At 68.0% G+C, this 25,209-nt stretch carries 16 protein-coding genes; 8 read left to right on the top strand and 8 right to left on the bottom strand.

The window, feature by feature from the left end:
- Positions 1-137: 137 nt before the first annotated feature.
- The gene (locus QSJ18_RS13020) at positions 138-1,562 is read right to left on the bottom strand and encodes a DHA2 family efflux MFS transporter permease subunit (protein WP_286326988.1); all 1,425 of its coding nucleotides are present in this window, start codon (positions 1,560-1,562) and stop codon (positions 138-140) included.
- Between the two features lie 139 nt (positions 1,563-1,701).
- Between QSJ18_RS13020 and QSJ18_RS13015 the strand changes: the two genes are divergently transcribed.
- Together QSJ18_RS13015 and QSJ18_RS13010 are read left to right on the top strand one after the other, a co-directional pair.
- A complete protein-coding gene (locus QSJ18_RS13015) occupies positions 1,702-2,175 on the top strand; it encodes a winged helix-turn-helix transcriptional regulator (RefSeq protein ID WP_286326915.1) in 474 nt (157 codons plus the stop codon).
- Positions 2,176-2,264: 89 nt separating this feature from the next.
- Positions 2,265-3,143, top strand: a complete 879-nt coding sequence (locus QSJ18_RS13010; RefSeq protein ID WP_286326914.1) for a TIGR03619 family F420-dependent LLM class oxidoreductase — start codon at positions 2,265-2,267, stop codon at positions 3,141-3,143.
- 12 nt (positions 3,144-3,155) lie between these two features.
- On the opposite strand, the gene QSJ18_RS13005 is transcribed toward QSJ18_RS13010, so the two are convergent.
- The 4 genes from QSJ18_RS13005 to QSJ18_RS12990 form a co-directional block, all read right to left on the bottom strand.
- Positions 3,156-4,571, bottom strand: coding sequence for a phytoene desaturase family protein (locus tag QSJ18_RS13005; protein ID WP_286326913.1), 1,416 nt, complete (start codon positions 4,569-4,571; stop codon positions 3,156-3,158).
- Positions 4,561-5,772 carry a hypothetical protein gene (locus tag QSJ18_RS13000; protein WP_286326912.1) on the bottom strand — a complete coding sequence of 404 codons (1,212 nt, stop codon included), beginning with the start codon at positions 5,770-5,772 and terminating at the stop codon, positions 4,561-4,563. The genes QSJ18_RS13005 and QSJ18_RS13000 overlap by 11 nt, the downstream gene beginning before the upstream one ends.
- Positions 5,773-5,896: 124 nt before the next feature.
- The gene (locus QSJ18_RS12995; RefSeq protein ID WP_462476068.1) at positions 5,897-6,418 is read right to left on the bottom strand and encodes a GtrA family protein; all 522 of its coding nucleotides are present in this window, start codon (positions 6,416-6,418) and stop codon (positions 5,897-5,899) included.
- Between the two features lie 25 nt (positions 6,419-6,443).
- Positions 6,444-7,292 carry an aldo/keto reductase gene (locus tag QSJ18_RS12990; protein ID WP_286326911.1) on the bottom strand — a complete coding sequence of 283 codons (849 nt, stop codon included), beginning with the start codon at positions 7,290-7,292 and terminating at the stop codon, positions 6,444-6,446.
- A 115-nt stretch (positions 7,293-7,407) separates the two neighbouring features.
- Between QSJ18_RS12990 and QSJ18_RS12985 the strand changes: the two genes are divergently transcribed.
- The 5 genes from QSJ18_RS12985 to QSJ18_RS12965 all read left to right on the top strand — a co-directional run bounded on the left by QSJ18_RS12985 (position 7,408) and on the right by QSJ18_RS12965 (position 14,185).
- Positions 7,408-8,958 (top strand): phytoene desaturase family protein, encoded by a 1,551-nt coding sequence (locus tag QSJ18_RS12985; RefSeq protein WP_286326910.1) that lies wholly within the window; start codon positions 7,408-7,410, stop codon positions 8,956-8,958.
- Positions 8,959-9,141: 183 nt separating this feature from the next.
- Complete coding sequence (locus QSJ18_RS12980) at positions 9,142-10,566, top strand: FAD-binding oxidoreductase (RefSeq protein WP_286326909.1); 1,425 nt, start codon at positions 9,142-9,144, stop codon at positions 10,564-10,566.
- 49 nt (positions 10,567-10,615) lie between these two features.
- Complete coding sequence (locus tag QSJ18_RS12975) at positions 10,616-11,377, top strand: decaprenylphospho-beta-D-erythro-pentofuranosid-2-ulose 2-reductase (protein ID WP_286326908.1); 762 nt, start codon at positions 10,616-10,618, stop codon at positions 11,375-11,377.
- Positions 11,378-11,492: 115 nt separating this feature from the next.
- Positions 11,493-13,442 carry a galactan 5-O-arabinofuranosyltransferase gene (locus QSJ18_RS12970; protein WP_286326907.1) on the top strand — a complete coding sequence of 650 codons (1,950 nt, stop codon included), beginning with the start codon at positions 11,493-11,495 and terminating at the stop codon, positions 13,440-13,442.
- Complete coding sequence (locus QSJ18_RS12965) at positions 13,439-14,185, top strand: MBL fold metallo-hydrolase (protein ID WP_286326906.1); 747 nt, start codon at positions 13,439-13,441, stop codon at positions 14,183-14,185. Before QSJ18_RS12970 ends, QSJ18_RS12965 begins: the two co-directional genes overlap by 4 nt.
- Positions 14,186-14,217: 32 nt before the next feature.
- Here QSJ18_RS12965 and aroQ read toward each other — a convergent pair whose 3' ends face one another.
- On the bottom strand, positions 14,218-14,682 hold the full coding sequence (gene aroQ / locus QSJ18_RS12960; protein WP_286326905.1) for a type II 3-dehydroquinate dehydratase: 465 nt from the start codon (positions 14,680-14,682) through the stop codon (positions 14,218-14,220).
- Between the two features lie 98 nt (positions 14,683-14,780).
- Between aroQ and QSJ18_RS12955 the strand changes: the two genes are divergently transcribed.
- Complete coding sequence (locus tag QSJ18_RS12955) at positions 14,781-18,167, top strand: arabinosyltransferase domain-containing protein (RefSeq protein WP_286326904.1); 3,387 nt, start codon at positions 14,781-14,783, stop codon at positions 18,165-18,167.
- 431 nt (positions 18,168-18,598) lie between these two features.
- Here the strand turns inward: QSJ18_RS12955 and QSJ18_RS12950 are convergent, their stop codons facing one another.
- On the bottom strand, positions 18,599-21,889 hold the full coding sequence (locus QSJ18_RS12950; RefSeq protein WP_286326902.1) for an arabinosyltransferase domain-containing protein: 3,291 nt from the start codon (positions 21,887-21,889) through the stop codon (positions 18,599-18,601).
- Entirely contained in the window at positions 21,882-25,202 is a 3,321-nt protein-coding gene (locus tag QSJ18_RS12945; RefSeq protein ID WP_286326901.1) for an arabinosyltransferase domain-containing protein, read from the bottom strand. Before QSJ18_RS12945 ends, QSJ18_RS12950 begins: the two co-directional genes overlap by 8 nt.
- Positions 25,203-25,209 lie beyond the last annotated feature (7 nt).

The raw sequence follows: 25,209 nt of genomic DNA, 5'->3' as shown, positions 1-25,209 counted from the left end.
AACTCGGTCGGATCGACGGTCTCGCCTCAAAGTTTGCGGACTCCAGGCGACTGCTCGCATCGATCCTCGATGAAGCGGGGTATCGGTGCCTGCCCAACCACCGCACGCCGAGGAGACCGGAACGCCGACGAAGAGCGTCACGACGGGGCCGAAGCCGCGCGGGGTGTCATCCCAAGCGCGGCGACCGCGGCCAGCACGGCGACACTCGCAAGCACCCACCATGACTGCTGGAATCCGTTGTGCGCGGCCACATATCCGATCGGTGTCCCCAGCACCGCGACGAGCACACTGACGCCGAGCGCCATGCCGATCTGTCGACTCATATTGATCACCGCACTTCCGGTGGCCGACTGATGCGTGGCGAGGTCAGCGGTCGCCGACGACAGGATCGACGGCAACGCGAGACCGACCCCGACACCGCCGATGAGCCAACCCGGCAGGATCTCGGTGGCGTAGTCGGGTGTCTCGTCGACCGACAGGGCCATCAACACCCCGCCCGCCGCGAACAGCAACGATCCGGCGGAGACGATGACGCCCACCGGGATTCGCGCCGACAATCGGTGTGCGACGGCGGCGAAGATCGGCACCAGCAACGGCCCCGTCGACACGGCGAAACCGGTCTTGATCGCCGAGTAGCTCCACACCTGTTGCAGCCACAGGATCGTCGCCAACAGGCCACCGGCGAAGGGGACCGCGAACAGTAGCGCGGTCACATTCGCGAAGGAGAACGTGCGCACGCGCAGCAGGGCCGGGTCGATGACCGGTTCGGTGTGATGCATCGAGCTGAACACGAAACCCGCGAAAGCTGCGATCGCGAGTACCCACGCAGCGGTGATCTTCGGGTCCGTCCAGCCCCAATCCGTACCCTGCACGAGTCCGAGAGTCAGCGCGCCGATCGAGATCGTCAGCAGGACGGCACCGACGAGGTCGGGGAAGTCGGTGATGGTGGTGTTTCGGGACAGGACCAGGACGCGCACACCGGCGATCAGCGCGATGATGCCGACCGGCAGGTTGACCAGGAAGACCCAGCGCCACGAGGCCTCGACCAGCAGGCCGCCCACGGCCGGCCCGAGCGCGGCGGCCAACGCACCGGTGGCCGCCCAGATGCGCACCGATCGCGCGCGCAGCTCGAGCGGCATCGTCGAGACCACCAGTCCCAGACTGGCCGGGGTGAGGATCGCCGCACCGATAGCCTGCAGCACCCGGAACGCGACCAGCCACCAGATCCCCTGTGCGCCCGCACATGCCGCGCTCGCGATGGTGAATAGGGCCAGTCCGAGCAGAAAGCCGCCCTTCCGGCCGTAGCGGTCGACGATCCGCCCGGCCGGGACCAGCAGCGCGGCGTAGACGATCGCGTAGGCGCTGAGCACCCACGACAGCTGGGACAGTCCGGCGTCGCCGAAGTCGCGCCCGATGTCGTCGAAGGCCACGTTGACGATGAAGACGTCGAGGCTCGCCATGAACGCGGCGAGCGACAGGATGAGCAGCGTCAGCCCGGGCCTACCCGCCGGCCCCGACGCGGCGACGGGCGGTGACACCGGCGCAGGCGGTGACACTGCCATCGCATCGTTCTTGTCCCCGATGATCTCGGTCATGAATACTCCTCAACGCTCCAGCGCAGGCGTAATACCTGCTGGGTTGTTTGACGAAACCAACCAAAGCACAGTTGAGTTGCGTCACGCAACCCACTAAGATGGAAGCATGAGGCGCGCAACCTTCACCGAAATGAACTGTTCGGTCGCCCAGACCCTGGAGATCGTCGGGGAATGGTGGACGCTGCTGATCATCCGCGACGCCCTCTTCGGCGTGACCCGCTTCGACGAGTTCTCCACCCGGCTCGGGATCGCCCGGAATGTGCTGACGCAGCGACTCGACACGCTGGTCGAGCACGGGATCATGACCAAGGAGCCCTACCAGGACAAGCCGGTCCGCCACGACTACCGACTCACCGAGAAGGGGCGCGGACTCTGGACCGTCATCGACGCACTGCGTCAATGGGGCGACTCCTGGGCGGCGCCCGAGGGACCACCGATCGAGACCGTGCACACCACCTGCGGCCACGTCATGTCCGCGCGCCCGTTCTGTTCGGCCTGCCGCGAGCCGGTCAGCGTCGACGACCTCAAGGTCCGGCGCGGGCCGGGTGCACGAGTGAACAACCCGCTGCCAGCCCCCTGAACTGCGACTACCATACATCCACTACTCAGGAACTAGAACATGTTCTAGTGTGGGTGGCGTCCGCCACACCGCAGTCCCGAGGAGCATCGATGCGCTTCACCTTCGCCGAAGCCATGACCGACCCGAGCTACTACGCGCCCTTGGCGCAGGCCGCGGAGAAGGCCGGATACGCCGGGTTCACCATCCCCGACTCGCTCGCGTACCCTGCCGAGTCCGACGCCACCTACCCCTACACCCCCGACGGTGACCGCGAGTTCCTCGACGGCAAAGCCTTCATCGAGACCTTCATCCAGTGCGCCGCGCTCGGTGCGGTGACCTCGACGATCCGCTTCACCCCGTTCGTCCTCAAACTGCCGGTGCGTCCACCGGCGCTGGTCGCCAAGCAGGCGTCGTCGGTCGCCTACCTCACCAACAACCGCCTAGCACTCGGCGTCGGCACCAGCCCGTGGCCCGAGGACTACGACTTCATGGGCGTCGACTTCAAACGCCGCGGCAAGCGGATGGACGAGTGCATGGACATCTTCCGCGGCCTCACCAGCGGTGAGTACTTCGAATTCCACGGCGAGTTCTACGACATCCCGAAGATCAAGATGACCCCCGCTCCCACCGAACCGATTCCGCTGCTGGTCGGCGGGCATGCCGACCTCGCGTTGCGTCGGGCCGTCGTCCGCGGAGACGGCTGGATGCACGGTGGCGGACCGGCCGAGGAACTCGACGCGCTGCTCGACAAGATCGCCGACATCCGCAAGGCCGAGGGAAAGACCAACGACCCCTTCGAGATTCATGTCATCTCGATGGACGCCTACACCGTCGACGGCTGTAAGCGGCTGGAGGACAAGGGCATCACCGACGTCATCGTCGGGTTCCGGCTGCCCTATGTGAAGGGTGACGACACCGAACCGCTCCAGACCAAGATCGATCACCTGAACTGGTACGCCGAGAACGTGATCGCCAAGGTCAACGGCTGACCCTATCGGGGGCTATTCGCCGCCGAAGCCCCGCAGGGCGGCCTCGGCGGCGCGGAAGCCGCACATGCCGTGTACACCGCCACCCGGCGGCGTCGACGACGAGCACAGGTACACCCCGGGAACGCCGGTGGCGTACGGGTTCGGCGACAGTCGCGGGCGGGCCACAAGATGCCACAGATCGTTGGGGCCACCGCCGATGTCACCGCCGCGATAGTTGGGATTCTCATACGCCAGGTCGGCCGGTCCGCGACGGTGAACGGCGACGACGCGCGCGGCGAAACCCGGTGCGAAACGCTCGATCTGGGCGGTGACCAGCCCAGTCGCGTCACCGGTGTAGCCGGTGGGCACATGGGCGTAGGCCCACAGCGGCCGTCGGGTTCCGGCCGCCCGGGTGTCGTCGGCGACCCACTGCTGCCCGACCAGCACGAACGGATTAGTCGGCATCCGGCCGGCGATCACCTCGTTCTCTGCCCGCACGATCTCCCCGATCCGCCCGCCGAGGTGGACCACCCCGGCCCGGTCGAGTCCGGGAGCCGTCCACCCCACCTCGCCGTCGATCACATAGTCCACCTTGAACGCAGCCGGACCCGGCCGGTGACGCCGGTATGCGCGGGCCACCCGTCGGGGCAGGCGACCGTCGAGAATCGTGGTGGCGGAATCCGGTCCGACGTCAAGTAGCACGACGTCGGCGGAGACTTCCGCGATACTGGCGATCGTGGTGCCGGTGACGATCCGGCCGCCGAGGTCGGCCAGCAGCGCGGCGAGCGCCGCACTGATCGCCGACGAACCACCTTGCGCCACCGGCCATCCCCGGCGATGCGCAGCCGCGGTCAGCAGCAGACCACCCGCGGCCGAGCCGGGCCGGTCGAGCCGCACGAACGGGTGCGCGGCGATACCAGCGAACAGCGCCCGCGCCTGCGGGGTGGTGAAAGCCCGCGCCAGCACGGTCACCGGCGGGAGCGAGCGGAGCCCGAAGTCCAGGAAAGCCAACGGATGTCGAGGAAGCCGAAGCATCGGACCCAACGCGTCGGCGGCGACGGCGTCGAACCGGCGAGCCGGCCCAGCAAAGATCGAGCGCCACCGCGACCCGTCCACCCCCAACCCGTCGGCAGTCTGGTGTACCGATCGATACAACAGCCCCGCCGTGCCGTCATCGAGCGGGTGGGCGGCGTCGATCTCCGGCAGGCACCAGCGCAGCCCATACTCCTCCAGGCGCAGCGACGACAGATACGGCGAACCCACCCCGAGCGGATGGAAGGCCGAACACAGGTCGGCGCGCACACCCGGAATCAGCTCCACAGTTCTTGTGCCGCCGCCGATCTCGTCGGCGGATTCGACAACGGTGACATCGAATCCCGCCTGCGCGAGCCGCACGGCACCGGCCAGCCCGTTCGGACCGGCACCGACGACGATCGCACTACCCGTCATCGTCGGCGGTGATCGAGCGCGGACCGGATCCGGGCGAGAGATAGGTGTTCACATAGCGGTCACGGATGGCGAGACCCGCGTCCACCGACCGCAGTACCGGCGCGTAGAAGGATCGGTGATGTTCGGATTCCAGCGTGATCGACCCGACGAAGGAGATCATCGCGACCGCGGAGACGATCATGCACAGCTGCACCAACACCTGCGGTATGTCGGCGGGCAGATACAGGCCGAAAAGGCTTCCGTCGGTGAGTCTCTCGTTGGCCGCATCCCACATCCAGGGATCGACGTCGGAGCAGTCCGGGTCGCACACCCACTTCGTCATGGTCGCGCGCGGCACCATCGCCAGTCCGATGAGCAGAAAGAACACGAAGGTGACCGCGGCGACGACGCACATCTGGATGACCTGGGCGATCGTGACCAGACTGACCGCATTGACCTTCTCCGACCGTTTCAGCCCGAGTCGCCGACCGGCGGCGCGGCGCTGCTGATCGCTGGTGAGGTTGTCGGTCGCCGAGATGATGATGACGAGGAGGCTGACGGCACCCAGACCGGCGACCGAGGTCCACATCCGCGCCCGGCTCTGACTGGCCGCGAGCTGCCAGGCCTCAGGTGCGCACAGAAAGAACAGAACCACGATGACCAACACCGGAAGCATCTGACCGACGAACGACCACACCGACTTGACCTGCCGTTTCGCCTGCCGCGCCGACCATCCGATGATCACCCCGGCACCGGTGTAGGCCAGCGCGACCGCCACCACCGCCAGGAGCAGACCCGAAGCTCCCGACACCGCCGCCCAGGTCGCATGCGTCCCGGCGAGTGCAGCGGCCATCGCCGCGGGCACCACCACCAGCAGCACCCCGAAGATCACCGCCGCCGCACGACGTCGGATGGTCGGCGCCAGCGCGGCCAACCCGCGCCCGACCAGCCGACTGACCGCGAAGGGCGCCGCCACCGCGGCCACATTGACCAGCAGATACGCCAGATGCAGCCGGGACCTCAGCGCGCCGAGACCGTCCTCCCAGAACACCGTGAACAACGCCACCTCGACGAAGGCGACCATCAGTCCCGCGAAGATCGGCACGGTGCGGACGAACAGGCTCCGCCGCCGGACCGTCGCGGCCACACTCGCCGGGAAACCGTGCGCGCGCAGCTCGTCTTCGAGCGCCCGACGGCTGTTCACCTCATGATTGCGCCCCACGACGACAATTGTTCCCGGCTTCGGGCGCCGACGCCGGGAGGACACCCTGATGTCGATTCGGGGACCGACGACGAAGCCCCTCGTCGGGATGCCACCGCCTTCGCGCGGCCGTGGGAGCGACCCGTCAGGAGATACGGAAGATGACGACTCGCTGCACCACGAAGTTGATGACCGTCGCGGTGCCCTGGGCGATCACGTAGGCGACGAGGCTGTAGAGAATCGTCTCCGGCCACAGATGCGACAGCCAGGAGTACAGGCCGACATTGACGAAGAAGGTCACCACATAGAGCAGCAACACGGCGACGAAACGCGCGACGCTGGGTTCGGCGCGGAAGGTCCAGCGCCGGTTGATCAGGTAGGCGGTGGTGGTGCCCAGGATGAAGCCCAACGACTTGGCCAGCCAGAACGGTGCGCCGAAGACATACTGGAGCAGGATCGTCAGCCCGAAGTCGAGAACACCCGACCCGGCGCCGGTGATGACGAAACGGACGAGCTGGGTCTTCAGGTCGACGTCGGTCGACGCCTCTTCATCGTCAAACGGAATCTCGATGGGCATCGGCGCGTGCCGGGTGCTGAAGTCCTCATGCCGCAGCCCGTCCCCATGTACGTCGGGGTGGGCTTCATCGGCGGATTCGGGTCGAGACACCCTGCCACCCTAGACGAGGGGATACTCAGAACTCCTCTTCGACGTCGGAGTCCCGTGCCGCCCGCTCACCGCGGTCGAGGCCGGCGAGCGCCGTCATGTCGTCGAGGTCGAACTCGAAATCGAAGAGGTCGACGTTCTCGCGCTGCCGACCGGCGTGTGACGACTTCGGGATCACGCCGATGCCCTGCTGCACCGCCCAACGCAGCGAGATCTGCGTCGGCGACTTGCCGTACTTGCGCGCCAGCCGCAGGATCTCCGGTTCGCCGAGCATTCCCTCCTTACGGCCGGTCGGATGCCACGCCTGGGCGTGGATATCGTGGTCGGCCATGAAGGCGCGCAACTCGGTGCGGGCCAGTGACGGCGAGCACTGGATCTGGTTGAGCGCGGGCCAGCGCCCGGTCTCGTCGAAGAGGGTCTGCAACTGATGCTGTTTGAAGTTCGACACCCCGACCGTCCGCACATAGCCCTCGTCGGCGAGAGTGAGCAGCGCCTTCCACGACTCGACCATCCGGCCGAGAGTCGGGTTGGGCCAGTGGATGAGGTAGACGTCCAGGTAGGAGACACCGAGACGCCGGGCGCTCTCCTTGGCCGCGGTGATGGCCTCGTCGAAACCCTGGTCGCCGCCGCCCAATTTGGTCTGCACGAGAACCTCGCCGCGCGGCACACCGGAATCGCGCAGCCCCATGCCGACGCTCATCTCGTTGTTGTAGCGGCTGGCGGTGTCGATCAGGCGGTAACCCTGCCGCAGCGCCGTCGACACCGCGTGCACACTCGGCTGCCCGAGGAGCCCGGAGGTACCGAGGCCGACCAGCGGGATCCGCACCCCGCCGTCGAGCTCAACGTCGGGGATGGCGGCGGTCTGCGCAACGTCCATTCGCCCAGACTATGGACCGTCCGACACGTTTGCGTCGCGGTTGGTATGCGATAGCGCACACAGCGTCTACCGATTCCATACTCGCGCCGCCGATCGGCACGCCACACTGGTGGGGATGCGATTCGACGACATCATCATCGGGGCCGGACACAACGGCCTGACGACGGCCGCCTATCTCGCGCGGGCGGGGCGTCGGGTGCTGGTTCTCGAACGCTCCGACCATGTCGGCGGGGCCGCGGTGTCGGCGATGCCGTTCCCCGGGATGCCGGCGCGGCTGTCGCGATACTCCTACCTCGTGTCGCTGCTGCCGCGGGAGATCATCACCGACCTCGACCTCGACATCCGGCTGATCCGGCGTCGGTACTCGTCGTACACGCCGGTACCCGGCGATCCGACGACCGGAATCCTCGTCGACAACGGCGACCCGCACGCGACCGAGGCGTCCTTCCGCCGCGTCACCGGCGACGACTCGGCCTTCACCGCGTGGCGGTCCTTCTACGACCGGATGGGCACGATCGCCGCACGCGTCTTCCCGACCATGACCGAACCGCTCCGCTCCGCCGCCGACCTGCACGACCTGGTGTCGGGCGGCGACTCCACCGAGGCGGAGCTGTGGGAAATACTGACCAGCAAACCCCTCGGTGAACTCCTCGACCATTACTTCGACGACGACCTGGTGCGCGGCATCGTCGCCACCGATGCCCTGATCGGCACCTTCGCCGACATCGGTGAGGCCTCGCTGCGCGCCAACATCTGTTTCCTTTATCACCTGATCGGCGGCGGCACGGGCGACTGGGATGTGCCGGTCGGCGGCATGGGTTCGGTGTCGGGGGCACTGTATGCGAGCGCGATGTCGGCGGGTGCGCACATCTGCACCGGCATCGACATCGTCGGCATCGACCCGGCCGACGGGACCGTCGAATACACGGACCCCGACAGCACGACCACGACCGTGCACGCGGAGATGCTGTACGCGGCGTGCGCACCGACCGTCGTCGACCGCTATCTCACCGAACCGATCGCCACCGAGACCGATCCGCGCGGCGCCCAACTGAAGATCAACCTGTTGCTCGACCGGTTGCCACGCCTGCCCGGCGAATCGATCCCGCCCGAAGCCGCCTTCGCGGGCACCTTCCACATCAACGAATCGGCATCGCAGCTGCACACCGCGTGGCAGCAGGCGCGGCGCGGACAGGTCCCCGACCTTCCGCCCTGCGAGGTGTACTGCCACACGCTGTCCGACCGCAGCATCCTCGGCCCCGAACTCGACGGCCACCACTCGCTGACGTTGTTCGGGTTGCACATGCCGCCCGAGGTGTTCGACGCCCCGGGCGCCGTCGACCACGCCGTCGGGGCGACACTCGCGTCGGTCAGCAGCGTGCTCGCCGAGCCGATCCAGTCGCTGATCAGCCACGACGCCGCCGGGAACCCGTGTATCGAGGTGAAGACCCCACAGGACCTCGACGACCAAATCGGCCTACCCGGCGGCAACATCTTCCACCGCAGCCTGCAGTGGCCGTGGGCCGAAACCGAGTCCGACGTCGGCGCCTGGGGTGTGGAAACCAGCCATCCGCGGCTGCTGATCTGCGGTGCCGGCGCCCGCCGCGGCGGCGGTGTCAGCGGCATCCCCGGCCGCAACGCGGCGGCCAAGGTGCTCGCGGGGTAGTCCCGGGGCCAGCTTCCCGCGCATACGTTCGGTTCCCGCTTATTGGATCCCATAAGCGGGAAGGGAACCGGTGAGCGACGAGTCGCCCCAAATCACCGCACTCCTGATAACCCGCTGAGATCTGCTGCGGTCCCCGTCACGAGATGATGGGAAGGCGCACCCGGGCGGGTACCCTCTTGGGCGATGTCTAGAGAAGAATTGCTGCCGATCACCACCCGCAAGCTGGTGGGATGGTCCCGCACCACGCCGGTCCAGGGGCATGTGCTGTCCACGCCGTACCCCGAGGTCATCGCCGACGCGGTGGCACGGGTCGCCGACGACAACGCGGACAAGCCCGACTATCTCAAGCGCGGCGTCATCGCGCGCGGTCTCGGCCGCTCCTACAACGAGTCCGGCCAGAACACCGGCGGGCTGACCATCGACATGACGCCGTTGACGCGGATCTACGAGATCGACGCCGAGACCGCGACCGTCGACCTCGACGCCGGTGTCAGCCTCGACGCCCTCATGCAGGCGGCGCTGCCGTACGGCCTGTGGGTTCCGGTGCTCCCGGGTACCCGTCAGGTCACCGTCGGTGGTGCGATCGCGCACGACATCCACGGTAAGAACCACCACAGCCAGGGCAGCTTCGGCAACCACGTCGTCGAGATGCAGTTGCTCGTCGCCGACGGCCGCATCCTGACTCTCACCCCGGACGGCACCGCCGACGATCCCGATGCGTCGATCTTCTGGGCCACCGTGGGCGGTATCGGTCTGACCGGCATCGTGCTGCGCGCCAAGATCGCGATGAAGCGCACCGAGAGCGCCTACTTCATCGCCGACACGGCCACCACGAACACCCTCGACGAGACCATCGCGCTGCACCTCGAGGACGGATTCGAGGACGGCTACGAGTACGCCTCCGGCTGGTTCGACTCGATGAGCAAGCCGCCGAAGCTGGGCCGCGGCTCCTTCAGCCGCGGCAACCTTGCCCGGGTCGACGAACTTCCCGCGAAGCTGCAGAAGAACCCGCTCAAGTTCGACGCGAAGCCGCTCGCGGCGCTCCCCGACGTCTTCCCGCGCGGACTCGCCAACAAACTCGACTTCACCTTGATGTCGGAGTTCTACTACCGGCTGGGCTCGAACAAGAAGGGGGCCGTCAAATCGCTGCCCGCCTTCTATCACATGCTCGACATCCTCGGGAACTGGAACAACGCCTACGGACGCGGTGGCGGCTTCTGCCAATACCAGTTCATCGTTCCCACAGGTAACGAAGGCGAGTTCAAGAGTCTCATCGAGGACATCCAGGCATCCGGTCACGTCAGCTTCCTCAACGTCATCAAGCTGTTCGGCGAGGGCAACAAGGCCCCGCTGAGCTTCCCGTTCAAGGGCTGGAACGTCTGCCTGGACTTCCCGGTCAAGGCCGGGCTGGCCGAATTCCTCAACGAACTCGACCGTCGCGTCATGTCCATGGGCGGACGCCTCTACACCGCCAAGGACTCACGCACCTCCGCGGAGAACTTCCACGCCATGTACCCGCGTATCGACGAGTGGCTGGCCGTGCGTCGCCGCATCGACCCGACAGGCGTGTTCATGTCCGACATGGGTCGCCGGTTCGAGCTGGGCTGAATTCCTCAGGGACCCACCGCACACTCTCCGCAATCGAAAGCGAGTAGCAATGTTGAACGCCGTCGGCGCACCCCAGTCCATCCTGGTCCTGGGCGGTAGCTCGGAGATCGGGCTGGCCATCACCGCCGAATACCTCAAGAAGGGCGCCGCCCGCGTCATCCTGGCCACCGTGCCGGGCGACCCGGCGGCCGACGCCGCGGTGGAGAAGGCGAAGGCCGCCGGAGCGTCGAGCGTCGAGCTGATCGACTTCGACGCCCGCGCCACCGACACCCACCGCGAGGTCGTCGACAAGGCGTTCGCCGGCGGTGACGTCGACGTCGCGATCGTCGCGTTCGGCATCCAGGGCGACGACGAGCAGGCCTGGCAGGACCACAAACTCGCGGTCGCCGAAGCCGAGATCAACTACACCGCCGCGGTGTCGGTGGGTGTGCTGCTCGGTGAGAAGCTGCGTGCCCAGGGCCACGGCCAGATCATCGCGATGAGTTCGGTCGCCGGTGAGCGCGTGCGTCGCAGCAACTTCGTCTACGGCTCCACCAAGGCCGGTCTGGACGGCTTCTACCTCGGCCTCGGTGAGGCGCTGCGCCCGTTCGGCGTGCGCACCCTGGTCGTCCGCCCGGGTATGGTCCGCACCCGACTGTCGGCGCATGTCGCCGAGGCTCCGATGACCGTCGAGAAGGAGGACGTCGGACGCATGGCCGTCGCGGCGGCCGCCAAGGGCAAGGAGATCGTCTGGGTCCCCGGACAATTCCGCTTCGTGATGATCGTGTTGCGGCACATCCCGCGCGCCATCTTCCGCAAGCTGCCCATCTGACCGCCGCCGGCCCCCGCAGAATCGCCACTTCCGGCCCGAATCGCTAGCTAGAGCTGGCGCTTCTCGTCGAAGGTGGCGATTCTGCGGGGCGGCAAAGCCTGCTAGGACTGATGTCGTGACCGCAACCAGCTACCGCCGAGACGTGATCGACCTGGTCACCGCGGTCGTCGTCGGCGGGATCGTCGCCTTCGTCGGCCTCAAGGTGATCGACAAGGTCGACTGGCCCGCCTACAACTCGTCGAATGTGACACGGTCCCTGACCACCGCGGGCCAGGTCGTCACCATCGCGATCCTGGTGGCGGTGGCCCTGGCGTACCGGGCCGGACGCGCCCGGCCGGTGCTGCCCGCATTGTCCGCGGCGGCGATCTCCGGGTTCGTCACCGTCACCATCGGCATGCCGTTGGGGGCTACCAAGCTCTACCTGTTCGGCCTGTCCGTGGACCAACAGTTCCGCACCGAGTATCTGACCCGGATGACGTCGAGCCCCCGGCTGGCCGACATGACCTACGCCGACCTGCCGCCGTATTACCCGGCAGGCTGGTTCTTCTCCGGCGGGCGCTACGCGAGCCTGATGGGGTTGCCCGGCTGGGAGGCCTACAAGCCGTGGGCGATCATCTCGATGGCGGTGGCCGCCGCGGTCGCCGCGATCCTGTTCAACCGCATGTTCGGCGCCGACCGGGGTGCCGCGCTGGTCCTCGCGGTCACCACCGTCACCCTGCTGTACGCCTCCCCCGAACCATATTCGGCGGTGCTGGTGCTGCTGGCCGCCCCGATGCTCATCACCCTGACCTACGCGCTGCGCGGACGATCCCGCGCGGCCGACGGCCCGGTCGGTGGATTGGGTACGGCGGCGACGAGTTGGCCTGCCGTCGTCGCGTCGGGTCTGTTCATCGGACTGGCTGCGACGATCTACACGCTCTACACCGGCCTGTTCGCGCTGACCGCCATCATGCTGACGCTGCTGTTCGCGGTGCAGGCGTGGCGCGCGGCCACCAACAAGGCCCGCCCCGACGATCAGGTCCGGAAGCAACGCCGGGCCGTCATCTTCTCGATCGCGGTGCGACTGATCGTCGTCGGGGCCATCTCGGGGGTCGTCGCGCTGACGGTCTGGGCTCCGTATCTGCTGGACCGGGTCACCGACAAACCGGCCAGCGGCGGCAGCGCCGAACACTATCTGCCCGAACGGGGTTCGATCCTGCCGGTGCCGATGTTCCAGCTCACCCTGGTCGGCGCGATCACCATGATCGGTCTGCTGTGGATTCTGCTGCGCTTCCGGCAGCGGACGGTCGCGCTCGCCTTCGGGGTCACCGTCGTCACCATCTACCTGTTCTGTCTGCTGTCGATGCTGCGCACCGCGACCGGCTCGACGCTGCTGTCCTTCCGCCTCGACCCGCTGCTGGTGGCGGTGCTGGCCGCGGCCGGCGTCTTCGGTGTCATCGAGATCGCGCGCTGGCTCATCGAACGTTTCGGTGATGTGCGGGTGCTCGTCGGTGCCGTCGCCACACTCGCCGCGATCGCCCTGGCACAGTCTATCCCGGGCCATCTGAGCACCGAGATCTCGACCGCCTACACCGACACCGACGGCCACGGCGAGCGCGCCGACCACCGTCCGGCCGGCGCCGAATCCTATTTCCCCAAGCTGGACAAGCTCATTCGTGCCCAGAGCGGCGGTGAACCCACCGACAACGTGGTGCTGACCGCGGATTACGGATTCCTCTCCATCTACCCGTATTGGGGTTTCCAGGGATTGACCTCGCATTACGCGAACCCGCTCGCCGAATTCGACAAGCGGGCCGCGACCATCGAACGCTGGTCGGAGACCGAATCCGCGGACGCGCTCATCGACAAGCTCGACCGCTCACCGTGGCGGGCACCGAATGTCTTCCTGTTCCGCTACTCCGCGGACGGCTACACGCTCCGACTGGCCGAAGATGTGTACCCGAACGACCCGAATGTGAAGCGTTACACGGTCACCTTCGACCCGAAGGTCTTCGCCGATCCGCGGTTCACCGTCACCGAGGTCGGCCCCTTCGTGCTGGTCGTCCGCAACGGCGGTCACCGATGAGTCACTTCCGCATCGGGCGGGTGGAGTCCGACACCGGTACCGCCTACCTCGTCTACACCGAAGTGGCCAATTGGGTTCTGCTACAAGAGGGTTCCGACCTCACCCTGATCGATGGCGGCTATCCGGGACAGGCGAAGACGGTCCTCGAATCGATCCGGGCGATCGGCGCGCGACCCGAGGACATCCGCGGCGCCCTGCTCACCCACGCCCACGTCGACCATCTCGGCGGCCTGGCAAAACTACAGGCCCGCTACGGTTTCGACGTCTACATGGACCCGATCGAGGTGGCCCACGCCCGACGCGACTATCTGCAGCAGGCCGACGTCGGTGACATCGCACCGATCGCCTACCGGCCGCGCGTGCTGCGCTGGCTCACCGCGGTGACCCCACTCGGTGTCCTCAGCCGCGCCGGACTGCCCGACGCACAGGCCTTTCCCGAGCCGCTCGACCTGCCCGGCCGACCGCAGCCGGTCGCCGCGTACGGCCACACCGACGGCCACAGCGCCTACCTCGCCAACGACGGTGCGGTACTCGTCTCGGGGGATGCGCTCGTCAGCGGGCATCCGATCTCGTCGGTCGCCGGGCCACAGTGCATCGGTGACGCCTTCCAGCACGACGTCGACGAAGCGCGCCGGTCGGTCGAGTCCTTCACCACGCTCGACGCCACCACCCTGTTCCCCGGGCATGGCCCGATGTATCGCGGCAGTGTCGCCGAGGCCGCCGATCGGGCGCTCAACCGCTGACGGTTTCGTCCGGCGCGTGATGAAGCTCCGACTCAGCCGAGGATCTCGGCCAGCCGACGGATGGCGAACTCGTAGCCGCGGATGCCGTAGCCGGCGATGACACCCTCGGCGAGCGGCGATACATAGGAGTGGTGCCGGAAGGCCTCCCGCTTGTGCACGTTGCTGATGTGCACCTCCATGATCGGCACCCCGGGGACGACCAGGGCGTCGGCCAGCGCCACCGAGGTGTGCGTCCAGCCGGCCGGGTTGATCACGATGCCGCTGATCCGGCCCACCGCCTCGTGGATCCAGTCGATCATCTGCCCCTCATGATTGGTCTGCGCCGCACTCAGGCCATAGCCGACCTCGGCGGCCGTCCGTTCGGCCAGCGCCACCACGTCGGCGAGGGTGTCCGAACCGTAGATCGTCGGCTCCCGCGTACCCAACGTGTTCAGGTTGGGGCCGTTGAGCAGCAGAATCGGCAGGACGTCGGCGTTCGCGGCCGCAGGCTCAGACATGGATCAACCATAGAACGCCGACGGCTGACCAGCGTGAATCGGCTCGCCGCACCTGCCGCGGCCGGGCTGGTGAGACGTCCCGGTTAACATTTCTCTCTGTGCCAGTCCAGACCGTCCGTCGAGCCAAGCTCATCGCCATCGTCACCGGGCTGCTCGGGCTGGTACTGGCGCTGGCGACGCCGCTCATGCCGGTCAACGAGAAGACCGCCGAGATCAACTGGCCGCAGCCGGTCGGCAACCAGGCACAGATCGATTCCGTATCGGCGCCACTGGTCACCTATGTCCCGATCGACCTCGACATCACCGTGCCGTGCGCCGCGATCGAGCAGCTTCCCGCCGGTGCGTCGGTGCTGCTGTCCACCACGCCCAAGCAAGCCGAAAAATCGCCGCAGCGGGGACTGTTCATCCGCGTCACCGGCGCCGCCAACGATCCGTGGGACAGCCGGACCGTGGAAGTCGTCAACCGCAACGTGCCGCTGTTGTCGGCGACGCTGGCCCAGATTCGCGCAGGCGATTGCCGTGAGATCGTCGTGCACGCCGACTCCGACGCGGTCACCGCCGAATTCGTCGGCCTGCGCACCGAGGACGGCAAACCACTCGCGGCCAGTACCGCCGACCGCGAGCAGTACCGCTACTTCCCCGACCAGCGGCCACAGGTCACCGGGCTGTTCACCGACCTCACCGGAGCGGCCGCCGCGCTACCCGGCCTCCGCGCGCACGTCACCATCGACACCCGGTACAACACCACCCCGACCATCCTCAAATGGCTGGTCATCATCGTCGGTGTGGGCGCCGCGCTGCTGTCGCTGAGCGCGCTCGCCGCCCTCGACGCCACCGACGGACGACGCCACCGTCGCTTCTTCCCGGCACGGTGGTGGCGGCTCAACGCCCGCGACTATGTGGTCATCGGTGCGCTCATCGTCTGGCACATGATCGGGCCGAACACCTCCGACGACGGTTACCTGCTGACCATGTCGCGGGTGGCCCAGGACACCGACTACACCGCCAACTACTACCGCTGGTACGGCGCCCCGGAAGCCCCGTTCGGCTGGTATTACCAGGTCTTCGGGCTCCTCAGCCACATATCGGTGGCCAGCCCGTGGATGCGGTTGCCCGCCCTGCTGTGCGGCATCGTCACCTGGCTCATCGTCAGCCATGAGGTACTGCCCCGCCTCGGCCGCGCGGCCATCGCCGCGCCAGCGGTGGCCTGGACCGCCGCCTTCGTCTTCCTGGCCTACTGGTTCCCCTTCAACAACGGCCTGCGCCCTGAACCGATCATCTGCCTCGGCGCGCTACTGACCTGGTGTTCGGTGGAACGCGCCATCGCGACCGGCCGACTGCTGCCCGCGGCGGCCGCCTGCCTGATCGGGGCGTTCAGCCTCGCCGCCGGACCCACCGGTGTGCTGGCCGTCGCCGCACTGATCGCCGGCGCCAGACCGATGATCATGGCCCTGATCAAACGGGCCCGCGCCATCGGCGGCGGGATCTGGTCGTATGTCGCACTCATCGCGCCGATCGTCGCCTCCGGCACCTTCGTGGTGTTCGTCGTCTTCAGCAACCTGTCGCTGCGCTCCTTCATGGAGGCGTCGGCGATGAAGACCGAACTCGGACCGTCGCGCAAGTGGTTCTCCGAACTCGACCGCTATTCGGCGCTGTTCGCCTTCTCCGCCGACGGCTCCATCGCCCGACGGTTCGCCGTGCTGATGATGATCATCGCGATGGTCGTCTCCGCCGCCGTCCTGATCCGCAAGTCCCGCATCCCCGGCACCGCCCTCGGGCCGTCGCGGCGCATCGTCGGTATCACCTTCGCGTCGCTGGTGTTCCTGATGTTCACCCCGACGAAGTGGACCCACCATTTCGGTGTGTTCGCCGGGCTGGCCGCCGCCCTGGCCGCCATCGCCGCCATCGCCGTCGGCCAGCAGGCCATGCACTCACGGCGCAACCGGACTCTGTTCGCGGCGCTCGTCCTCTTCGGCACCGGCGTCGCCTTCACCGCACCGAACTCGTATTACTACTACTCGGCGTGGGGTATGCCGTGGGGCTTCGGCCAGGTCATGGTCGGCGGCCTGATGCTGGGCAACATCCTGCTGTACGCCGCGCTGGCGCTGCTGTTGCTGGCGCTGTGGTTCCATTTCCGCGAGCCGTTCACCGGCAAGGATCCCGCCGCCGAACCCCACAGCGACACACCCCACAGCGACACACCCCACAGCGACACACCCCACAGCGACGAACCCGCCGCCCGGCCGTTCAGCCGGGTCGGCGAATCGCTGGCCGCCGCACCACTCGCCTATCTGGCCGCGGCCGTCGTCGCCTTCGAACTGATCACCGCGGCGTTCGCGGGTCTGCATCAGGCGCAGTCGTTTTCGACGGTCCGGTCGAACTTCGCTGCCGTGGCGGGCAAACCGTGTGCGATGGCCGATCTGATCTGGGTCGAGGAGGATCCCAACCGGGACATGCTGCTCCCGGTCGACCGCACCCTCGCCGACCCACTCGCCGGTCCGAACAACGCACTGGATTCCGCCGACCGCCCGGCCACCGTCGGCTTCGACGCCAACGGCATCCCCGACGACCTGTCCGCCACCGCCAGCGAAGCCTCCCTCGGCGTGCTCGGCGGCAACGCCGCCGCCGACCCCAGCGTGCTGACCGCCAATTCCGGTGGCACCGGCGGCGGGGTGTCACCGGTCCGGGGTGTCAACGGAAGCCACGCCATGCTGCCGTTCCTGCTCGATCCGGCCCGCACCCCGGTTCTCGGCAGCTACTCCAAACTCGATCAGGTTCCGGCCCGTCTGACGTCGGGCTGGTATGCCCTGCCGCCGCGATGGCAGGACCGGCCGCTGCTGACCATGTCGGCCGCCGGACAGTTCGATCCGAACAACCTGAAACTCGAATACACGGTGCAGCAGTTCACCCCCGCCACCCGCGACCGCGCGCTGCAGGCGGCAGGCACGGTCGACCCCATCGATCCCGGACCCCGCCCGTCCTGGCGCAACCTGCGGCTGGACACCGAGAACCTGCCCCGCAACGCGACCGCGGTGCGGATCGTCGCCGACGACGACAATCTGGCCGACGACAGCTTCATGGTCGTCACCCCACCGCGGCTACCCCGGATGACGACGCTGCAGGCGGTCGTCGGCAGCACCGATCCCGTGCAGGTGGACTGGACCTCGGGACTGGCCTTCCCCTGCCAGCGCCCGTTCATCCACGAGGTCGGCGTCGCGGAGATCCCGAAGTGGCGGATCCGGCCGGGAGCCGACCTCGGTGCTGCGGTCTCGGCGTGGCAGAACCAGTTCGGCGGCGGCCCGCTCGGCTGGATTCAGGTATCCCAGCAGGCCGACACCCGCGCGACCTATCTGCAGGGCGACATCGGCCGCGACTGGGGAGCGCTCGAGCAGTACACCCCGTACGACGACGCCACCCCGGCCATCATCGACCAGGGCACCGAGGTCCACAGCGGCCTGTGGAGTCCGGCACCGATCCGCCGCTGACCGACCGCGCGCCCGGCCCCGGGGACCGAACAATCTTCCCCGACTTTCGACTTCGTCCCCCGGTTGTAACTCGGGGAAGGTTGCGAAACTGGGGGAGGAACGTTCGTCCCCTACTTTCGGTGGGCGACGATGCCCCGCCCCGCCCGCGCGCCCGGCCCCGCCGCCGACCCCGGGGACCGAACTATCTTCCCCGACTTTCGACTTCGTCCCCCGGTTGTAACTCGGGGAAGGTTGCGAAACTGGGGGAGGAACGTTCGTCCCCTACTTTCGGTGGGCGACGATGCCCCGCCCCGCCCGCGTGCCAGGGCCCGCCGCCGAACCCGGGGACCGAACATTCTTCCCCGACTTTCGACTTCGTCCCCCGGTTGTAACTCGGGGAAGGTTGCGAAACTGGGGGAGGAACGTTCGTCCCCTACTTTCAGGAGCCGGGGTCAGTTCTTGACCGCGCGCATCGGTCCGGGGGTCCACCAGCCGGGCCGGACGTCGTCGGTGACGACCAGTTCGGCGGGTACCTGCGGCTTGAGCGGGGTCAGCCGCTGCAGGCTGCCCCAGTCCTTGGCCCAGTCGTTGCGCAGGTATGACGGCAACACCGTCGGACGCAGCTCGTTCTCGACGATGCCCAACGGACCGCCGTAGTCGCCGGCCATCCAGCGACGGGAGTTGACCCGTTCACCCTCGGCGTCGGGGGTGATCCGCCACTTCGGCGTCTCCAGCACCCCATGCACGACCGTCGCCGGTCGCTGGCACGGGAAGGCAAATGCCACCTCCCAGTCGAGCAGCACCGGATCTTCGCTTCCGACAAGCGAATTCAGAGTCACCAACTCCGTCACCCGCGGTGGGGTGAGCGCCAGCCACTGCCGGGGGTCGGCGGAGGTGTCGTCCGCGACGACGCGCACCACGCTCGCCCGCGGCGGCGCCTGGTCGAGCGGGAACCGCAGATTGCGCCATTCGGGTGCCGCATCCAGGTCGAGCGGGATCATCGAGGCCACCGTGGTGACCCGACCGTCCGGTTCGACGCGGCCGAACTCCAGTCGCAGCTTCTGTCCCGGGTGGCGGACCGCGAGTTCGTCGATGTACTCGATGTATCCGGCCACCGAGATGGTGACCAGTGGACGGTCGGCGCTCCGCTCGGGCAGCTGATACCAATCAGACTGCAAATGACCACGGCCACCAGGGATTCCGGAGGTGCCGAGCACAGGCACGCGCGTCGGGTCCAGGTTGAACGGCAGCCGCACCGACGATCCGTTGACACCGCGCGTACCGGTGGTGCCGCCTCCCGTGTCCGCCGAGCCCGCGGTTCCGGTCGGCTTCTCCTGCGGCTTGGTCGGATCGGTCTGCGTGCGGTCGATCTCGTTGGATCCGTCCGCCTCGGTCTCGGCATCGCTCTCCAGGTGTGCCGACACACCGTCGGGGACGAAGCCGGTCAAACCGGTACCGGCCAGCGCTGCTCCAGGTGACGGATTCGACTGTCCGGCAACCTTCGCCGGATTCAGCAGACCGGTGTTGGGGTCGGCTTCGACGAGTACCGCCTCCGCCAGCGCACACGGTTTGCCGCGGAAGGCGTCCACATTGGCACTCGCCCACGACCACGAGTCACGCTGGGTGTTGATCGCCTTGGCGAAGGAGACGAAGGTGAAGGCGATGGTGAATCCGGCGATGATCGCCAGTGAATAGGTGGGCACTGCGCGCACCGCACCTGTGACGCGCGAACCGGTTTCGGCCGGCGCCGGGTCTGCACCGGCCGCCGCGAGACGGTCATCGCGGTAGTACTGCCAGGCACCGTAGGCGGTCAGCGCCACGGCGACGAGCAGGATCGGCACGAAGAGCCCGATGCCGCGAACATTCGGGGTGTCGTCACCCCACGGGATGCCGTAGCTGCCGACGTACCACCACTGATTGCGGCCGGCGAAGGCCACCGCGAGCGCATAGGCGGCGGCCGCGGCCACGAAGGTACGGTTGCAGCGGCGTCGCATCACCGCGGGGGTGAGGAAAGCCGTTGCCGCCGCGGCCAAGACACCGGTGAGGGCGGCGAAGGCGCCCATCTGATGGGTGGCCTTGGTGGGGACGAAGGCGAGGACCGCGACCGCACCGGCAGACACCGCGAGCAACCGCCACAGCGGCGCCGACGCCACACCCGGAACGCGCCGCTTACTCAGCAGGACGAGGACGATGATGGCGGCGGCCAGGAACGTCACGAAGATGCCGATGCGGCGGGCGATCGAACCGTCGGGCGTCGGGTTGAGCAGGATGTAGTAGCGCATCCCCTCGGTCCACCACTTGTTGGTGGGCCCGACGATGCCCTGCACCGTGATGCCCTCGCGGATGGCGGCCAACGGCTGGTCGGCGAAGATCTCGAACAGCACCGCCATCCCGGCGGCGAGCACCGGGATCAGCAACGGCAGCAATCCATCGCGCCGTGCCCGGATACGCAGCCGCTTGACCAGCGGCCGTAGCGCCGCCAGCAACGGCAGGATCGCGATCGCACCCGCGGGATGGATGGTGAGGGTGAATGCGGCCGACAGGATCGCCAGCGTGAGCGGGAAGAACCGGCCGGTGGCGATGGACCGTTCGACCAGAATCCAGGTCAGCAGGACCCCCACCGACAGGATCGGCTCCACCCGCAGGCCGTTGTTGAACGGCAGCCACACGGCCAGGAAACCCAGTCCCGCAGCCCAATAGGCGGCCTGGTTGACGCGGACGGAACGGCCCAGACGCGCAATGGCGATGCGGCTGATGAGGAACCAGGCGACCAGCGCGAACAGCAGCGGAAGCAATCGCAGCCACGGTGTCGCCGTGCTGACCTGCATCCACAACGCCAGATACTGGTAGTGCCAGCCGAACGGGTCCTGCGGCGCACCGAAATACCGGTAGTAGTTGTCCAGATAGCCGGCGTCCGGGGCGACCCGGCCGACGGTGACCTGATATCCGTCGTCGGCGGTGTTGCCGCCGATGAACAGCCACAACACCAGCGCCCCGACGACGACCACGTCCACGATCCGCGGCCGCCACCAGCGGCGCGGCAGCCATCGTCGCACCCGACGTCCGTCGCGGGCGTCGAGGACGGCCAGCGCGAGCATCGACACGATGGTCGCCAGGACGCCGATGATGAGCAGGGTGCCCTTGAGCGCGGTGGGGCTGGAGCTGAACCGGGTGTCGATGGTGGATCGGAACGAAAGACCCTCGGCGGACGCCGTTTTCGGCAGTCCGGTGTAGACACCGATGATCTGCGGGCGCGCATCCGGGTCGTCGAGGGCGAAGTTCTGGGTGCCGTCGTCGCCGGCGAATCCCTGCACCGAACCACGTGTACCGCTGGTGTCGGAGGTGATCTCCACCCGACAGCCCGGCGTCGACTGTGCCTGTGCGCGCGGCACACTCAGCAACACACCGTTGCGCTGGGTGACGATGAGGCGGTCGGAGGTGGCCCGGATGAACAGGCCGACCTTACCGGCTTCGACACCGGTGTCGGGGACCGTGGACAGCAGCACGCCACCGGATTTCGGCAGATCGGCGGCCAGCGCGCAGGGCACCGAGATGTCCATGTCGACCGGGACATAGGACACGTTGGGCGCGGCGACGTTCACGATGCCGCCCGATTGCGGCCACACCAGTTCGGTCTTGCTGTACTTGACCGGCAGGAACGGCGCGGCCAGGGCCAACAGGATACCCAGCACACCGGCCACCACCGCGACGATCTTCGCCGTGCGGACAGTTCGGTCAGTCATCTTGCGGCACCACCCTGATCGCGCCGGGGCGCGCCAGCCCCGAGGTCGTCTTCTCTCCGGTTGTCACCCTGGCCGGTATCGCATCGGGTACCAGCGGTGAGAGTCGTTGCAGGCCACCCCAATCCCTGTACCAGTCGTTGCGCAGGTAGGTCGCCATGGTGGTCGGCGTGGTCAATGCCTCGGACGTGGTGAGCAGGCCGCCGTTGATGGATGCCTGCCAGGTCTTCGACTTGGAGTTGGTGGTGGTCTGATCGGGCACGATGCGCCACATCGGGACCTCCACGATGCCGTGGCGGGTGGTCATCGGACGCTGGCACGGGAACTGGCTGCCCACCGACAGGTCGAGAAGCACCGGATCCGACGACCCGACGACATCCTGCAGCGTGTCCAGTTGCGGGGCGCGCGGCGGGGTGAACGCGAGCCACTGGTCGGGGCTGACGTTGGTGTCGGAGGCGACGATCCGCATCGCCGTCGCACCCGCGGGCACCGCCGACATCGGGATGCGCAGATTGCGCCACGGGCGATTCGGACGCACCGGCCCGGGATCGATGGGCGCGACACCTGGTCCGGTCGCGGTGAACCCGTCGGGGCCACCGGGACGACCGAACTGGATCCGCAGGGAGCGGCCGGGGGTCGGGGCACCGTCGGCATCGACGGAGAAGATCGGTCCGGCTGCGGTGACGACCAGCAGCGACGACGCGTCGCGCGCGGGCAGCCGGTACCAGCCGGAGGTGAGCTCGGCGGATTCGTTGTCGTGGCCGAAGCTCCCCAGCACCGGTGTGGTGTCGGGGTCGAGGCCGAAGGGCAGGGCGGCGGTGGAACCGTTCACCCCGGTCGGTCCGACGCCGCCGGTTGTGCCGGGCGGGCCGCCGGCCACCACGAAGGGCCGGGCCAGGTTGCCGGAGGTGTTGATGGTGCCCGCACCCAGCGAGGTCGGATCGGGCATCAGGTCGGGTGCGACGCCGTCGGGCGTGAAGCCGGTGGACTTCCCGGCCAGGGCCGCGGAGATGTCGGTGGTCCCGACCGGGGTGAGCATCCCGCGGTTCGGGTCGCGTTCGACGAGTACGTCCTGCGCCATGCCGCAGGTATCCCCGGTCAGCGCGCGGATATTCGCACTGAAGGTGGTGTAGGTGTCGGTGCGGGTGGCGGCCGCCTTGGTGAACAGCGCCAGTTCGGCGAGGACGACCAGCACCGCGATGATCGCCATCGGGGACGACGCCACCGCCGTCTGCAGTCGCGACGACGGTGCCGGCCCATCGCGGACCACCCCGCGTTCGGCGTCGACGTCGATGCGAAGGTGGAACCACACCGCGACGGCCAGCCCGACCACGGCCAGGACGAGGAAGACCGACGACAGCGGGATGCCGGCAAGTTCAGGGGCCTTGTCGAACCACGCGATGCCGAAGTCGTAGGCCCAGCCCCACGCGTTCTTACCCGCGGTGGCGACCGCGCACGCGAACATCAGCACCGCCACATACATCGACAGGTTGCGTGGTGAGCGTCGGGCCGACTCGGCGACCGCGACGGTGGCCACCGCGGCCATCGCGGCCGCCAGCCCGGCGTAGATGCCGAATTGCACCGTCCACTTGGTCGGCGTGAACGACAGCAGCAGCACCGTCAGCAACGACGCCCCGATCAGCCGCCACACCGGACCCGGGTCGACACCGCGGATGTGTTTGCGCCGCAACATGACCGCCAGCGTCACGAACACTGCCGCGAAGAACAGCAGCAGCGGGACGCGACGCACCAGACTGCCGTCTTGGGTGGTCAGCGACAGGAAGTAGAACCGCAGCAGTTCCTGATACCAGACCAGCGTCGGGCCGACGGTGTAGCGGATCCGTACCGCCTCGGCGACGGTGGCGAGTGTCTGGTCGCGGAACACGACGATGATCACCACCGCGGCGGCGGCCGCGATCGGAGCGAGCAGCGGTAGCAGCCCGTCCTCGGCACGGCGGCGGCGCAGCGTGCGCAGCATGGGCCGCGATCCGGCGATCAGCAGGGCGACGGCGATCAGACCGTGCGGTGCGACGGCCAGGGTGAGTCCGGCGGCGAGCGCCGCACTCGCCGCGGGCAGCATTCGCCGGGTGGCGACCGCCTGTTCGACTCCCCACCAGGTCAGCAGCGAACCGAGCACGATGATCGCCTCACTGCGCAGCCCACTGCACAGCGGCATCCAGAACGCCACGAAGACGGCCGCCGCGGTGAGCATCGCCCACTGGGACCGACGCACCGCACCACCCAGCCGGGGCAGCAGGATGCGGCTGAGGATGAACCAGGACACCAGGCCTGCGACGAGTGCGGGCAACCGCATCCACAGCCCGGAGGTGGAGATGTCCGACCAGTGCGCGAGGAAGGAGTAATACCAGTCGAAGGGGGCTTCGGGGATGCCGTGGAAGCGGTAATAGTTCGACAGGTAGCCCGCGTCCTGGCTGTTGCGGCCCATCGCCAGGATGTAGCCGTCATCCGAGGATCCGGCACCGAGGAAATGCCAGATGACGAGCACCGCGGTGACCGCGATGTCGGCAACGCGGGGGGCGAACAGCCGCCGCAGGTCGATGTTGCCGACGCGGCGGTGATAGCCGCGCCGGACGTCGAGCACGGCGATCGCGACGAAGGTGACGATGGCGGCGATCACACCCAGGATCATCACCAGCAGTTTGAGTACCGACGGGGACGACTCGAACCGGTTGTCGACGTCGATGCGGACGGCCAGCCCACCATCGACCGCGCGGGCCACGGCAGCCGGTTCCAACGCGGTGAAGACACCCGACACCTGCGGGTTGTTCGCCGGATCGTCCGTCCCGGCCAGCGGTGTACCGATCGCCTTCGCGCCCAGCGCCGTCGGCGACGCCCACACATGCAGCGACGTGCACGAGGCGAGCGTCTTGGTCGGGATGCGCAGCAGTTCCTTGCCGCGGACGTTGACCGTCGTCGCGTCGGCGCCCGCGGTGACGAACAGCGCCTTGTCCGCGGCCCGTTGCCCGGCCGACGGCATCGTCGCCACCACCACGACCGGCTTGTCTGTCGCGCCGGCGGCGGCCGCCCGCAGAGTCGGACAGCCGACGGTGATGTCGAGGTCGGCGGCCGTCTGGGTGACCAGCGATGCCGTCACCGACGTATTGCCCGCCTGCGGCCAGTCGATGGTCGCGGTCTGCACGGTCACCGGTAGCAGCGGCGTGAGGATCGCGGACAGGATCGCGACGGCAGCGGCGACAACGGCGGCCAGCGCCCACGGGCGCGTGCTCGCCACGGAGGGCTCGGTTCTCGGATCGACGGTCTCGTCCGAGGCCGGTTCCGTGGCGGGTGAAGTCATCAGAGGT

It is taken from the genome of Gordonia heveisoli (genome assembly GCF_030315745.1).
Classification (GTDB): domain Bacteria; phylum Actinomycetota; class Actinomycetes; order Mycobacteriales; family Mycobacteriaceae; genus Gordonia.
This window is presented reverse-complemented; position numbering and strand designations above follow the sequence as displayed.